A 13,326-nucleotide genomic window follows, 5' to 3' on the forward strand; every position below is an offset into this window, starting at 1 on the left:
AAAAATATGAAAAGTTAAGGTAAAAACCAGTTTTCATCTTTGTCATTTCCTTTTAATTCAGCTTTACGCCTTTCAAAGACATCTAAAGCAATATCTTTAAAATAACGGAAATTACCTATTGCCTCATGCTCTTACTTTATCACATGTCTTTTTGGTCTCACTCCCCCTCACCTAAAACAAAATGTCCCAAACGGAATATACTTGGATTGCCATTCACGGGCTTTCTTAAAAAACATCTCTAAAGCACCTAAAACCACTTCGCAACAACGCCCATGAATAATAATAGTAGTCCCACTGCACGCGCCGCGCATCATCTTTACGCTTGTGAAGAAGCAAGCCGGCACCATTACACACTGTACCTACCTTCAATTTGTGACAGCTCTTGACACTTGAGATGATTCATAAGAGGCATATCCTTGCTTTATTTTTTTATCTACAGACGCTCATCCCGCCTGTAACATACAAAAAACATGGTTTTGATTGATTCATTATAAAAGAAGTCGAAATAAGAAGATCTTATGATATTTACAGCTTTCATTCAATATGAGAAATAAAAAATTATCTTTATAAATCAATAGATTGTGTAACTTTGATATTCCTTTATAAATGTAAAGATGGGAGTGCATAATGGAGTTTATAAATTTTGGGAAGATTTTTATAAACTTACGGGGAGTTTTACATAATCCCCATTCCACGAATATCAATGTAAAATGGGGCATCCATTGAGAAATGTCTATCTCAAACAGCATGATGCGCAAAAAAAATGCATTTGTTTGGAGCATTCTATTTTGCGTGAGGAGCTCATTCCCCTATAAAAAAGCAAACGCGTAAATTGACTGCACAATAACACGTTTCTCTCTATCAAGAGGTTCGCCAATAAAAAGTGCATTAATAATACATCTTTGTCTATCCTGTGCTTTATATTTTCTCTCATAAACCTCTAAAAAAACACTTTCTCGCGTAACACAACTTATCGTGCATTTTAGAAGCATTTTTATTCCCTTTATTAAAGAAAATAAAAGAATATATAAAAATTTATTTCAGTAATAACGATACAACAAAAAATATTAACCCATTACATCCTTTTTGCTATTGCGGCCTGAGCTGCTGCTAAACGAGCAATTGGCACTCGAAAAGGAGAACACGAAACATAATCTAGGTTATTTTCTTCGCATAAAGCAATAGAGGCAGGATCGCCTCCATGTTCACCGCAAATTCCCAATTTTATTTTTGCACGCTTTGAGCGTCCACGCTGTGCAGCAATGGTAATAAGTTCCCCTACTCCATCACGGTCAATAGACACAAAAGGATCTTGCTCTAAAAGACCTTTTTGAAAATAGGTTGCCAAAAAAGGAGCTGCATCATCACGGGAAATCCCAAAAGTAGTTTGTGTCAAATCGTTTGTTCCAAATGAAAAAAATTCAGCAGTTTCAGCAATTTCATCTGCTCGAAGCGCCGCTCTTGGAAGTTCAATCATCGTCCCAACCATATATTGAATAGTGCTTCCCTTTTCTTTCATCACTTCCTCAGCAACCTGATCAATACGCGCTTTCACAAAATCGAGTTCAGATTTAAGCGCAACCAGTGGCACCATAATTTCAAGCATAACAGGAGATCCAGATTTTTGGGCAGCTTCTGCTGCTGCTTCAAAAATCGCCCGCGCTTGCATTTCTGCAATTTCAGGATAAGTAATAGCTAAACGGCATCCTCGTAATCCAAGCATAGGATTAAATTCGTGCAACTGCTGAGTGCGTTCAGCAAGCACTTCAGCAGAAACACCCATAGCTGTTGCAACATCAAGAATTTCTGCTTTCGTTTTAGGCAAAAATTCATGTAATGGTGGATCTAGCAAGCGGATAGTAACAGGTAAACCACACATAATTTCAAATAATTCACTAAAATCTGAACGCTGCATTGGCAAAAGCTTATCTAGTGCTTTACGACGACCACTTTCATCATGACTTAAAATCATTTCACGCATGGCAACGATACGTTCATCAGAAAAAAACATATGCTCCGTACGGCAAAGACCTATACCTTCAGCCCCAAAAGAGCGTCCCATACGGGCATCAGATGGTGTATCAGCATTAGCGCGAACTCTTATACGTCGCATCCCATCAGCCCATTCCATTAATTTTGCAAAGTCTCCGCAAAGCTGAGGCTGCAACATTGCAACTTTCCCTTTGAAAATTTCTCCACTTCCACCATCAATTGTGATAACATCACCTTTTTTTAGGCTTTCTCCTGAGGCAAACAACGTATTTGTGTTATAATCAATCCGCACACTGCCAGCACCAGAAATACATGGTTTTCCCATCCCCCGCGCAACAACAGCAGCGTGACTTGTCATACCGCCACGCGTTGTTAAAATTCCTTCTGCAGCATGCATACCATGAATATCTTCTGGACTTGTTTCTACCCGGACCAAAATAACTTTGCGACCTTCCGCCGACACAGTTTCTGCCTCTTCTGAAGTAAAAACAATTTCACCAGTTGCGGCTCCAGGAGAAGCAGGTAAACCACGTCCTATAACAAAACGTTCTGCTTTAGGATCAAGTGTTGGATGCAAAAGTTGGTCCAGCGACTTTGCATCAATACGCATCACAGCCTCTTCACGGTTTATTAACCCCTCCTCAACCATTTCAATTGCCGTCTTGAGAGCCGCACGAGCCGTGCGTTTTCCTGAACGAGTCTGAAGCATCCATAATTTACCTTTTTCAATGGTAAATTCGAGATCTTGCATATCCCGATAATGCTGCTCAAGCTTCTGCGCAATCTGACATAATTTCAAAAAAGCCTCAGGCATAATTTTTTCTAACGACGGTCTATTTGAACCAGCAACAATACGCGCACTTTCTGTAATATTTTGAGGCGTTCGAATGCCCGCCACAACATCTTCCCCTTGCGCATTAACTAAAAACTCACCATAAAGTTCTTTTTTCCCTGTCGATGGATTGCGTGTAAAAGCAACACCTGTTGCCGAATCTTCTCCCATGTTACCAAAAACCATAGCTTGCACATTAACTGCCGTTCCCCAACTTTCAGGAATGCTATGTAAACGGCGATAAGTAACTGCACGTGCTGTCATCCAACTTGAAAAAACGGCTCCAATTGCCCCCCATAACTGTTGTTCAGGATCTTGTGGAAAAGGGGTTCCTAATTTTTCTTCAACATAGGCTTTATAAGAAATAATAACATTCTTCCAATCATCTGCTGTCATTTCTGTATCAATAGTGTAACCATTGCATGCTTTTACTTCATCAAGAATCTCTTCAAAATACGAATGGTCTAGCCCCAAAACAACGTTAGAATACATTTGGATAAAACGCCGATAACTATCATAAGCAAAACGTTCATTATTGGCTTGTAAAGCAATTGCTTTTACAGTTTTATCATTCATGCCAAGGTTCAGCACTGTATCCATCATCCCTGGCATAGAAGCCCTAGCCCCTGAACGAACAGACAGCAAAAGTGGTCTTTGTTCATTCCCAAATTCACGTCCTGTTTGTTCAGCAACGTATCTTAGTGCTTGCTTAACAGATTCCTGTAGCTCTTCTGGATATGATTTGTCATGGGCATAATAAAAATTACAAACTTCTGTTGTCAGCGTAAATCCGGGTGGTACGGGCAAACCAAGATTACTCATTTCTGCCAAATTAGCCCCTTTACCTCCGAGAAGGTTACGCTCACTTGCACTTCCTTCTGCCTTTCCATCTCCAAAACTATAAACCCATTTTTTCACTGTACAAATCCTCCCATATCAGCTTCAAAACATCATTCAACCTAGGCTCACTTAAAAGCAATGATTTGATTCAAAATTGGCTCAACGATATCGCTTCATAAATGCATAATATTAATCCTTCCAAAAGAGATAATGACCAAAAGTATCACTATCCATCTTCTGGAAGATTAAGATTCAGTTTTTTAGAAAACTATCAATCACCGAAAAAAATTCTTCTACTTTCATGGCACCTTCATATTTACTACCATTAATAAAGAAAGTAGGTGTTGCTGTGACACCAAGCTCTTTACCGCGTTCAAAAGATGCATTTACTTCATCTAAAATGGACTGATTTTTCAAACACGCAGTAAAACTTTCATCTGTAAAACCAGCCATTAAGCCAATTTTCTTCAATGGTGTTAGAGCATTTTTTCCGAAAGCCCATTCATTTTGTTTTTGAAATAAAACTTCTATCAAAGGAAAATAGCGATCTTCCGGTGCACACCGTGCCAACATAAAACCTGCTGTTGCCCGAGGATCAAAAGCATATTCTCGGAAAATAAGTTTTACTTTTCCTGTTTTGATATATTTTTTACGAATTTGGGGAAGTATATCATTATAAAAATGCGCACAATGGGTACATGTCAACGAAGCATACTCAACAATGACGACTGGTGCATCCGCCTCTCCCTCAAAGCGATCCTTTACTTTACCCGATTGGAGAAGCTCTGCCATATCAACAGTCGCCACTGATTTGGGATCACGCGCTAAAGCAACTGTTACACTGTTTTGTACAATCGTTATGAAGAGAAAAATTATCCCGAAAGATAAAAAAGAACGATATTTTACCATAAATAATACTTTTCTGTTGTTATTAACGAATAGGAATCCTATGCTTTCTCATATATTAAAGAAAAATATATAAAATATCTTTCTATTTATTATTTTTTTCCAAAAAAATGCAACAGCCAAGTTGATAAAGTGCTTGGTGCAAACTTTTATCTTCAATTCCTTCAAGCATTTTTTCCACGTATTTTTTGTCTTGTTCACTCAAAGGCGGTTTTAGAGGCAAGTGATTCATAAAAACCGACATACTCCTTTGCTCAATCTTGATGCGATCAATAGCAATGTAGCCAAAAAATCCGTTAATTCTATGAAGTAATTCCTCTGTTTCATGCATCAATTTTAACGCAGCAAATCCTTCACATGCGACAACAAGTGTTGCTGGCTGAAAAACTTCATCTTGATCTGCACGACGTTTCCAAATAATTTTAAGCGGCATTGTATGTTCACTGATATCATAGCCCGCAATCTGTGGCCAATGTTCTATAAGCGCTACATTAAGCCCTGTCCGTTTGCGTAAAACTGGATCAAGTATTTTGTATACCGCCTCAGAAAGAGAATAAAAGATACGTTTTTTAAGTTGTTTTCTCATTTTTAGATCATTGTTCAAGCGCTTACTAAATTAAAATCATTTGTTTCATCTAAAAATTGTTGCCTCCTCAATTTATGAAATATCAACAAAATAAAAAGCCTTTTCTCACCAGAGCCTTGACAATAAAAGAGCAAAAAACATGAATTACAAAATAAATAATTTTTTCTTTTGCATTTTATATCTCCCTATGCTTGAAAGCAATCATGTATGAAATTTCTTCGCACCTCCTTGCTTGGTACGATCAAAATCACAGACATCTTCCATGGCGGATTACCCCCGAAAAGCAAAAACAAGGTATCCGTCCTGATCCTTATCAAGTTTGGCTTTCTGAAATCATGCTTCAACAAACAACCGTTGAAACAGTTAAGCCTTATTTTAAAAAGTTTCTAAAACTATGGCCTGATCTTTCCTCTTTAGCAAAAGCCTCCCAAGATGATATCATGAAAGCATGGGCTGGACTTGGTTATTATTCACGCGCACGTAATCTTAAAAAATGTGCGCGACAGCTTGTTGAAAACTACGCGGGACAATTTCCACAATCTGTAAAAGAATTGCGAACTCTAGCCGGTATTGGAGATTATACTGCCGCAGCCATTGCTGCGATTGCTTTTAACCACCCTGTAGCAGTGGTTGATGGTAATGTCGAACGTGTGGTAGCGCGACTTTTTGCTATCACTTCAATATTGCAAAAAGCAAAAGTTGAAATTAAAGAAAAAACACAAAAAATTACTGCTTTAAATCGTCCTGGTGACTTTGCTCAAGCAATGATGGATTTGGGAGCAACAATTTGTACTCCACGCAAACCATCTTGTTATACCTGCCCTCTTCAATGTTTATGCAAAGCAAAAAAGATGCAACAACCGGAGTCTTTTCCAGTTAAAGCCCCTAAAAAAGAACGCCCTTCAAAAACAGGTATTGCTTTTGTGGTCCTTAATAAAAAGAGACAAATTTATTTGGAAAAACGACAGACGCAAAAGCTCCTTGGTGGAATGACCCAAATTCCTAACAATATTGGCATAAACAACGAAAATGGGCTACAAAACGCACCCTTTACTGCCAATTGGCAATTCAAAGGACAAATTACGCATGTTTTTACTCACTTTTCTCTAAAACTTGATGTTTACTATACCGAAGATGTTCATGAAATGAATTGTGAAAATGGTTGGTGGTGTAACATTCAACATCTTGCCGAAGAAGCATTACCTACTGTTATGAAAAAAGCCATTTCCGTAGCACTTCCCAATTCTTTTAGATTTAAATAACCTTCCCTATTCATAAAAATGTTTTCTAATGGAGACTTTTGTATCTCTAGCGATCATTTATTAATCTGTAAAAGAAAAATTTTAAAAAATGAAATAACCAATTTTTTCTACAGACAAAAATTAAGGAGCGATAGAAACGCTTAGAAGCTTTAGATTTAAATTTCAGGATCTATCCTTTTTTCGCTTATGACGGAGCAAGTTAGCACCATCGTTATATTTACCAGCCCCCTCAACATCCCTTGGTACGTGAAACGGATTATAAGAGGTACTTTTTAATTCTTTCTTTAATAATTTTATTCACACGCCACCCCCGCTTATGACATGCAAGCAAGTAAATTTTATTGATTCAATATGAAACAGGTCTGAAATAAGAAAATTTGACGATATTCGGGGAGGACGTCAATATGAATAACGCTAAATTAGCTTGATAAACCAATACATCTTACGCACTTTACAGATGTACGTATTCAAAAACGCACTTAATTTTGAACTTCTGAATGAACCTTTTAATTCTGATATTTCATTTTTATAAGCTTATATTGAAATTTTACTGTTTTGGAACTAAAATCAGAACATAGAGTGAAAATTTCTCATTTTAATTTCTTCTAAAAGAAGCATAAAAATACTCGCTTGCCGCTTATAAGCGGATTAGTGTTTTAATAAAAAACATCTAAGAAAGGCAAAAACACCCTCCCGTCCATCTCAATCAAGATCAGGTACATTGATGATCACTCTAGAATGAAGCGATCAGCTTAGTTCATAAAACACCCGTTTTTAACATTTGTGAACGTATGATCATTCTTAAATGATCTATGGACTTCAACCGTCCATTTTCCTCATAATACCAAAAGGTCCAACCATTACAACTCTGCGAATCTTGAGCCTTTCTTCCCATTGCGTGAATTGAGCCCGCTTCACCACCATGCATAATCGTACCATCAGCTCTTACAATAGCAGATACTTGCTTCTTACGATCATACAGAACTTCTCCAGGATAGAGTAAACCTGCTTCAAGCAAACTGTTGAATGCTACGCGTGGTTCTGCTTTTTTTCTATCCAAAATCGCTAGTTCTGGTTGCGCTAAAGGTTGAACCGCTGCAATTCTCTCACATGCTGCATCGATGTAATCTTGCTCGCGTTCAATCCCAACAAAATCACGCCCTAAAAGCTTGGCAACAGCACCTGTTGTTCCCGAACCAAAAAACGGATCGAGAATAACATCTCCAGGTTTACTAGAAGCCATAATAATACGCGCTAATAACGCTTGCGGTTTTTGTGTTGGATGTAATTTACGCCCTGAATCATCCTTTAAACGTTCAGCTCCAGTGCAGAGAGGGAAAAGCCAATCTGAACGCATTTGTAGATCTTCATTTGCCGCTTTTAAGGCATCATAATTAAATGTGTACTTTTTATCTTTTTGATCTCGCACAGCCCAAATAAGCGTCTCATGAGCATTTTGAAAACGGCGCCCTCGAAAATTAGGCATCGGATTATTCTTGCGCCAAATAATATCATTAAGCATCCAAAAACCTAAATCTTGTAATGCCGTCCCAACTCGAAAAATATTATGGTAAGATCCGATAACCCAAAGTGTTCCGTTGGGTTTTAATACACGACGACAAGCAAGCAACCATGCACGAGTAAAAGCATCATAAGCAGCAAAACTCTCAAACTGATCCCATGCATCATCAACCGCATCAACAAGCGAATGATCTGGACGATATAAAGCTCCGTCCAATTGCAAATTATAGGGTGGATCCGCAAAAATCATATCAACGGAATGTTTTGGAAGTTTTTCTAGAACGGAAACACAATCTCCTTTAAAAATTTTATTGCGCCATGGCATCTGTGAGGGAGTACGAAGAAAATCTTTTTGAAGCTGAATAACTGTCATGAAAAACCCAACAAAATTAACTGAATTTGCCCTATAATCAACCAAAATAGTTTATAGGCCCGCATTACCAATCCATATTTACAAAATAGCGTAAACGTATCGTTAAAGTTCTACAAAATTGATAATTGTTTTTGTTTTTTTAAGTAAAAAAACTTTCATATGAATGAAACCTTATTTTTCTTTTTTTCAATGTACTGTTCCCATATCTTTTATTTCGTAAAAGAATTAAGAATCATTTTCAAAGCGTATTTTTATGAAATAAGATCCTCTCAATATCGTTTTCATGAAAGTTGTCCATCTCGTAACATGTAAAGGAATATCTTATGCCTCAGATAGATCTTATTATTTTTGATTGTGACGGAGTTCTCGTCGACTCTGAATATCTTGCAGCAAAAATTGGATCTCAATTGCTCAAACAAACAGGATATGAAATATCACCCGAAGAATTGAGTGAGCGTTTTGCAGGGCTTATTTTTCGCGATATTCTTAAACACGTTGAACAGGAAACAGAAAAACCAATTTCCGCTCATCTCATAGATCAGATGACTAATATTTTTCGTACACAAATAAAAACTAAATTACGGGCTATTGATGATGTAAGAGAAGCCATAGAAATTATTCAAACACGCTATCCCTACTGTATCTGCTCTAATGCAAAAAGCGTAGATATAAAAGAGATGCTCACCACGGTTGATCTCTATGACCTTTTTGAAGGTAAAATATTTTCAGCACCTGAAGTTGGAACAAAAAGAACGAAACCGGCCCCTGATGTTTTCCTTTTTGCCGCACAACAATTACAGGCAGAGCCCCAAAACACTATCGTTATAGAAGATTCCCTTCATGGTGTACACGCAGCCACAGCAGCAGGCATGCGTGTCATCGGCTTTACGGGAGGATCACATAGCTATCTTGGCCACTCTAATGCACTTGCAGAAGCTGGTGCAGAAACAGTTATCGCAAAACATGCTCATTTAGGAGAAGTCTTAGAAGCAATGGCAGTATGGAGGGATCTATTATAAAAAATCTCTTGAATATATTAGTTTGTAAACTCTTATGTAAGAAGCATTTTTACTCAAATGCCCTTCTCTTCTCGTTGCTTCTTTTATAATAACTTCAATAAATGCGTAATTCACGATACGGGTGAATTGCATTTCAATGTGAAGGAAAAAATATAGCACCTCGTTGAGCAATCAATAAGTCAGTTAACCATTGCACGCGCTTTAAAAAAGCAAACAACAGGGAGGAAAACTCATAAAAATCAAACCCTGCTTATCTATCTCAAATCCGATATCTCACTCCCAACCTCAGCAGCCCATCCTGATAAGTTATTATATTTTTCAAAAAAGGAATATGACGATGCCCTGCTCGATAAGATGTGAAAATTGCTAGCCTCTTCCATCTGATCAAAAAAATCACACACTATGGTAAAATTTTAGAGTATGTGCGTATTGGTCATGGAAAGCATATTAAAATTCGCGGAATCTATGGAATACAAGAGTTTATTGAAAACAACAAAAGCGTCCTTGTTGAGTTAGAAGAACTTATATTTACTCAATCCAAATCTCATAAACTTGTTGAAGGCTTATTTACTTTGCTGCTTAAACAGTATTTTAACAGCTTCAATCGGTACAACCTCCCTAAGATTACAAAAAACAAAAAGAATACATTCTTATAAAGATTTGCATTTTATAAAAAACATTTCATACCAAGTAATTTACAGACAATATATTGATTTATAATCATAATTTATCATTATTCAAATTAAGCAAAAAAAACGAATATTGTAAGATTCTCTCATTTCAAATCTGGATATGCTGAATTAAATAAATAAAGAAATAAAAATGCCTTTTAATGAATCATCTCAAAAGGCAAAAATTATAGCAACATTAGGAGCGAGAAAAGTGTATGGCAATGCCATCTTTCTTCTTTATAAACGTCAAAAATTCTGATGCCCTAAGAATTTTATATTATGGGGGCTTTATCATCATATCTATCATTGCAAAATAGGCTTGAGTACCTTGAGAACGGTTTCTTTAAAAAAGCACATAAATATGAAACATATAATCATGTTAAACAAGCGACAGAGATACCAATAGTTGCTTAAAATTTTCCGAAAGCACTTAATAGCCTTTTTAAATAAGCAATGAAATCAGACCTTTTCAAAAGTAATCCACTTTCTAAAAATAAAAGCGGCTTTTCAGTTTGGAAAAAAGAAAGTGTTGAAAATATTATCTAATGCTGATCTTTCGGCACTCATAAATATGTCTAAATTATATTCTTCTATACACCGCCTTCCATCATAGTAATATGCTGTTCACATTGGCGAGAAAAAGATAATATCATTTATCTCTATCCAATTCGAGCTCTACTTTATACTATGAGAAAATTGTACATTTTTTAGTATCTATAACATATTATTATCTATAAGATAAATGTATATATTTAATAGTAAATTAAGAATTATTATTCTGCTATCACGATGCACTTAAATAACCATTGAATAATAACTTAAATAATATCCATATAACACACATTATACAATAATGACTATCTATAATAAATACTATAAATAATAAAATTTTATCGTATCCTTTCATATTTTAATTGTTAATAATACTTTTATAACTACATCATAATTTTCATGTTTTCTATTATACTATCGATAATAAATAAATTTTTATATATTTAATATGTAAAAATTTTGATCACTTTTATTATCTATAAATGTATTTAAAAAATATATTAATATCGTTTTATAAAAATTATACGATAACCATATGTTGTTTTATATATAACACATAATAAAATATTGTATAAAGTTTTTAAAAAATATAATTTGTAATTATTACTGTTACTTTTTTACAATAACGTTTATAAAAATTATAGTTATATTTTTATATGTATTTTTATTATTGACTAAAAATACATATTGAACTATATGGCTTGTATATAGTGTGATATACATAAACATTATGTATATTTATTACATATATAACTTAAAAATATTTGAGGTAAATTTATGGTAAAAATATTTAAAAATTATATTTTAAGCATTTTTATAGCGAGCACTTTTTTTATTTCACAAACTGTAAATGTTAATGCAAACTATTTGAAAAACGATACTCCAAAAGAGGAACTTTCTGTTTTCCCAATGGAACAAGTAAAATATGCGAAATCCGATGTAGTTTCTACGACTGCTTTCTATGCTCCGTCTGTAAATTATCAAACAGAACATGGAACAATAGGTGAAGAAAAATTTGAAAAGGTCGTTGGGCCTATGACTATAGGAATGGGACTATTGTACGCTGGATATGCACTGAGTTTTATAGGATCGATAATAAGTTGGATAAAGGACATAGTATTGATGTTCAAATAATTCAACCTCGTCTATAACTCTAGAATAATAGCTTCATTATGAGTCAATAATTAATTGTAAATAATTACATAATGAAGCTTATTTTTCCATGAAATATAAATTTCGTAGATTACATCCAAATATCCAAAGTATAAATTTACGCATATATATTGAATATTATAAATATTTGAGGTAAATTATGATTAAATTATTTAAAAATCATATATTAAGTATTTTCATTATGTCTGCCTTTTCTCTTTCTCAGGTTGTAAATGTGCATGCAAACTCTTTACAAAATAGTACTCATCGTGAGAATATTTTTGTTTCTGCAATAGAGCAGAAAAGAAAGGATGTAGTCCATACTGTTTCTCTCTATAGACCTAGTCTAAATCGTGGAGTGGGTAATGAAGCTACTATTGAAGGAAAATTTGAAAAGGTTGTTGAACCTCTTACACTCGGGGCTTTTGGTATGGGGATGGCACTTGGATATGCATCAAGTACGATAGGCATGTTTTTAGGATGGATAATAAGTAAAATAATATTGTATTTTAAATCTCGTTAAAATTGAAATTTCATCAGAATAAGACCTTCTCATATGAAATATAAACTATGAACATATTCTGTGTTTATCCATTGTTGATGACAAAAACTAATGAATTACCACACTAAGAGTGAAAAAAGCTTTAAATGCTTCTGTTTCTCTCAATGTGCACTAATTCTGCCGATGCATCTATTCAATTCAGATTAAAATAAAAGTATTGGTGGTAAACTATGATTAAAGTATTGAAAACTTACGTATTAAATATTTTTATAGCAGTTGCTTTTTTGCTTTCACAAGTTATAAATGTTCATGCCAATCATTTGAAAAATGATACTCAATGGGAAACTGTCTCTCTAATAGAACAAGGAAAGAAAAAAACTATCGATATAGCTGCTCTTTATGTCCCAAGTTTCACTCATAGAGCAAAAAGTGAATCTGCCTTTGAAGGAAAATTTGAGAAAGTATTTGAACCCATTACGCTAGGAGTTTTTTCTACAATGGGAGCTTTGGGTTTTGGATTTTTAACCGGATCTGTTATGGCCATATTTAGTGCGATAATCGGATGGGCAATAGGAAAAATTAAAGGCAAATAATTCAAAGATACTTAGTTATTTTTTTCTATTTAAAATGAAAATACTTTACAGCCTGCTTCCCATCATTTAGCAGGCTGTTGTATGTTTTCTATGGATAAACTTTAGGTTACCATACTGTATAGCACAAATATAATATCTATTATTATACAAAGTGATAAATTAAGCTAAAAAAGATTATTCAAAGTATAGATTTGCGCACGAAATGCCATAAATTTACCTTATAAATCTTCCAATGTGAGTTCTGAGGTGTATCATTTTAACATTCAGTTCAGCAGATTTAATTGTTACAAAGTATTAAGAGCATAAAATAACTATAAATGATTGAGTTTTATACAAAAGTTCTTCAGTAAATGCCATTCTATCTATTTAATTGTATTATTTAAGAAGGTGTACAAATGAAGATACGTTGTAAAATTTAAGTGAATGAATAATAGAGAGAAAATTTTCGACTGTAAAAGATTTTCTGTGAACATTTGGCGTTTATATCTCAAAAATAAAAATGCTTAAGGCTATTTCCTTTCATTA

The 13,326-nt window shown here is 34.7% G+C and carries 9 protein-coding genes; 5 read left to right on the top strand and 4 right to left on the bottom strand.

Annotated features, from left to right (window positions below; translation table 11 throughout):
- Positions 1-1,075: 1,075 nt before the first annotated feature.
- The 3 genes from ppdK to ACFIO5_RS06440 all read right to left on the bottom strand — a co-directional run bounded on the left by ppdK (position 1,076) and on the right by ACFIO5_RS06440 (position 5,156).
- A complete protein-coding gene (ppdK, locus tag ACFIO5_RS06430) occupies positions 1,076-3,742 on the bottom strand; it encodes a pyruvate, phosphate dikinase (RefSeq protein ID WP_375613012.1) in 2,667 nt (888 codons plus the stop codon).
- A gap of 174 nt (positions 3,743-3,916) precedes the next feature.
- Complete coding sequence (locus ACFIO5_RS06435; protein WP_375611143.1) at positions 3,917-4,573, bottom strand: DsbA family protein; 657 nt, start codon at positions 4,571-4,573, stop codon at positions 3,917-3,919.
- A gap of 82 nt (positions 4,574-4,655) precedes the next feature.
- Positions 4,656-5,156, bottom strand: coding sequence for a DUF721 domain-containing protein (locus tag ACFIO5_RS06440; RefSeq protein ID WP_375611142.1), 501 nt, complete (start codon positions 5,154-5,156; stop codon positions 4,656-4,658).
- A 203-nt stretch (positions 5,157-5,359) separates the two neighbouring features.
- Between ACFIO5_RS06440 and mutY the strand changes: the two genes are divergently transcribed.
- Positions 5,360-6,418: an A/G-specific adenine glycosylase gene (gene mutY, locus ACFIO5_RS06445; protein ID WP_375613013.1), complete on the top strand. Its 1,059-nt coding sequence runs from the start codon at positions 5,360-5,362 to the stop codon at positions 6,416-6,418.
- 757 nt (positions 6,419-7,175) lie between these two features.
- Here the strand turns inward: mutY and ACFIO5_RS06450 are convergent.
- Entirely contained in the window at positions 7,176-8,264 is a 1,089-nt protein-coding gene (locus tag ACFIO5_RS06450) for a site-specific DNA-methyltransferase (protein WP_375613050.1), read from the bottom strand.
- A 371-nt stretch (positions 8,265-8,635) separates the two neighbouring features.
- On the opposite strand from ACFIO5_RS06450, the gene ACFIO5_RS06455 reads away from it, so the two are divergent.
- The 4 genes from ACFIO5_RS06455 (at position 8,636) to ACFIO5_RS06470 (ending at position 12,801) form a co-directional block, all read left to right on the top strand.
- Complete coding sequence (locus tag ACFIO5_RS06455; protein ID WP_375634246.1) at positions 8,636-9,331, top strand: HAD family hydrolase; 696 nt, start codon at positions 8,636-8,638, stop codon at positions 9,329-9,331.
- A gap of 2,000 nt (positions 9,332-11,331) precedes the next feature.
- Positions 11,332-11,688: a hypothetical protein gene (locus tag ACFIO5_RS06460; RefSeq protein ID WP_375634281.1), complete on the top strand. Its 357-nt coding sequence runs from the start codon at positions 11,332-11,334 to the stop codon at positions 11,686-11,688.
- Positions 11,689-11,866: 178 nt separating this feature from the next.
- Positions 11,867-12,229, top strand: coding sequence for a hypothetical protein (locus tag ACFIO5_RS06465; protein WP_375634242.1), 363 nt, complete (start codon positions 11,867-11,869; stop codon positions 12,227-12,229).
- Positions 12,230-12,438: 209 nt separating this feature from the next.
- Complete coding sequence (locus tag ACFIO5_RS06470; protein ID WP_375634240.1) at positions 12,439-12,801, top strand: hypothetical protein; 363 nt, start codon at positions 12,439-12,441, stop codon at positions 12,799-12,801.
- The last annotated feature ends 525 nt before the right edge of the window (positions 12,802-13,326 follow it).

The organism is Bartonella sp. AA86SXKL (genome assembly GCF_042196885.1).